A 2,406-nucleotide genomic window follows, 5' to 3' on the forward strand; every position below is an offset into this window, starting at 1 on the left:
GATAACAGGCTAATCTTCCCCAAGAGTCCATATCGACGGGAAGGTTTGGCACCTCGATGTCGGCTCATCGCATCCTGGGGCTGAAGCAGGTCCCAAGGGTTGGGCTGTTCGCCCATTAAAGCGGTACGCGAGCTGGGTTTAAAACGTCGTGAGACAGTTTGGTCCCTATCCTCCGCAGCCGAAGGAATGTTGAGGAAGGCTATCCCTAGTACGAGAGGACCGGGATGGACGTAGCTCTGGTGTGTCTGTTGTCCTGCCAAGGGCACGGCAGATTAGCCACCTACGGAAGGGATAACCGCTGAAAGCATCTAAGCGGGAAGCCTGTTCCAAGATGAGCATTCCCACAGGGTTAACCTGGTAAGGCCCGTGACGAGACCATCACGTTGATAGGCCGGAGGTGTACATGCGGTAACGCATTTAGCCGACCGGTACTAATCGGCCGAGGGCTTGGTTTGAAGAACGCTCGTGCTTGCTCTGGAGTCCTCGTGGGAGATCCACGTTGACAACTGATTTCCGGTGGCCATAGCGGCGGAGTTACACCCGTTCCCATGCCGAACACGGCAGTTAAGCCCGCCAGCGCCGATGGTACTTGGGGGTAGACCCCCTGGGAGAGTAGGACGCCGCCGGATTCCTCGTAGAGAGCCCCCGCCAGTCGGGGGCTCTCGTCGTTTTTCCGCGTCGCTGGCCCTAGGGTTCCCGGTCGTGCCTCGATCGGATGGTCCCTCGTCATCGTCGCCGCGCCCCCGCGGCGGCTCGAGCGATGCCGGGCGTGGGGGCAAAGGCGGTCGACCATCGCACAGCAGCGTGTCGCGAGGGCCCGGGGGATCCGGCGGCGCGTCGGGCCGGGGGTCGCCATCGCCCCGCCGCAGCGATGGATCGGCATCGGCGCCGGGCCGCGCTGACGGCCGTCCCGCCCGCCCGGGTGGCAACCGAGGGGCAGGGAGCAGTCGGTCCTCCGCCGACCGCAGCAGCGGGGAATACGGACGCGGTCGCCCAGCCTCCGGGCCATCTGGCGATCGCTCGCGGCCGGCCCGGCCCACCTCGGGTCGGCCGGGCTCTAGCGGCGGCGGCAGCGACAACAAGGACAGGTCGCGCCAAGGGCCGTCGAGCGCGGGGCGCACGGCGCGACCGAGTGGCGGACCTCGGCCCGGTTCACGATCGAGCGGGCGCGTCGTCCGGCCGGCGCCACGGCGCTTCGATGCGCCGCGAGATGAGGCGGATGGTCGCGGCGATCGCGCCCGTCCGGGTGACCGCCGTCCGCCATCAGCGGGCCGCAGCGCCGGCGGACCGGGTGATCGTCGTCCGCCATCGGCGGGCCGCAACGCCGGCCGCACGGGTGACCGCCGTCCGCCGTCGGCGGGCCGCAACGCTGGTCGACCGTCCGGACCCTCCCGCGGCCGTCCCGCTCACGTCGAGAAGCAGTTCGACGATGACGCACCGCCGCGTCGAGGTACATCCGGGCTGCGGCAGACCGAGCCGAAGGCCCCTGAGCCGTGGCAGCCGGAGGAGTGGATCGACGAGGGTGCCGTGCGAGCGGCGGCCAAGGGAGCGATCAGCCGCAGTGCACGGACTTTGCCGAAGCCCGCGCCGAAACCGGTGCCGAAACGCGACGTCCCCAGCCATCCGGAGCAGACGCGGCGCAGCAGCCCGTTGCCGACGCGATTCGAGGAGGACCTCCTCAGCGCGCTCGGCTCTCGCGATGCAAGTCGGTTCCGCGAGCAGTTGTCGATCGCCGAGTCCGCCTTCCGCCGCGAGCGGTACTTCGATGCGCGTCGGACCCTTGCACCGCTCATGGCAGAGCTCGCCGGCGTGGCCAGCGCTCGCGAGCTCTATGGGCTGACGCTCTACCGCCTCGGCAAGTGGCGGGTGGCCGCAGCCGAGCTCGAGGCGTACCGGACACTGTCAGGAAGCGTCGAACACCTCCCCGTGCTGGCCGACTGCTACCGGGCGCTGCGCCGCCACGCCAAGGTGGCCGAGCTGTGGACCGAGCTCAAAGCAGCGTCGCCGTCGGCCGCGGTCGTGGCGGAAGGCCGCATCGTGATGGCCGGTTCGCTCGCCGACCGTGGTGATCTACGCGGCGCGATCGCGTTGCTGCGGCCAGCGGGGGAGATGCCGCGGCGACTGCGCGATCACCACATCCGCACGTGGTACGTGCTCGCCGATCTGTACGACCGCTCGGGCGACGCAACCGCGGCGCGGCAGCTGTTCGGGCGCATCCGTGAGGTGGCGCCCGGCTTCGCTGACGCCGAGGATCGACTGGCCGCGCTCGGGCGCTGACCTCCGCCGCGGCTGTCGCGTCCCGTCCGGCGACCGTCCGCTCGACTGACCGTCCGCTCGACTGACCGCCCGCCCGGCTGACCGTCCGCTCGACTGACCGCCCGCCCGGCTGACCGTCCGCTCGAGTGA

The 2,406-nt window shown here is 69.7% G+C and carries 1 protein-coding gene and 2 rRNA genes; all 3 read left to right on the plus strand.

Annotated elements, in window-relative coordinates; translation table 11 throughout:
- Nucleotides 1-455 (plus strand): 23S ribosomal RNA (locus VIW71_RS12325); the annotation flags it as partial.
- Nucleotides 456-512: 57 nt separating this feature from the next.
- A 5S ribosomal RNA gene (rrf, locus tag VIW71_RS12330) occupies nt 513-629 on the plus strand.
- 943 nt (nt 630-1,572) lie between these two features.
- A complete protein-coding gene (locus tag VIW71_RS12335; protein ID WP_331622162.1) occupies nt 1,573-2,277 on the plus strand; it encodes a tetratricopeptide repeat protein in 705 nt (234 codons plus the stop codon).
- Nucleotides 2,278-2,406 lie beyond the last annotated feature (129 nt).

This window comes from Streptomyces sp. (genome assembly GCF_036524955.1).
In the GTDB taxonomy this organism is placed as follows: Bacteria; Actinomycetota; Actinomycetes; order Streptomycetales; family Streptomycetaceae; genus Actinacidiphila.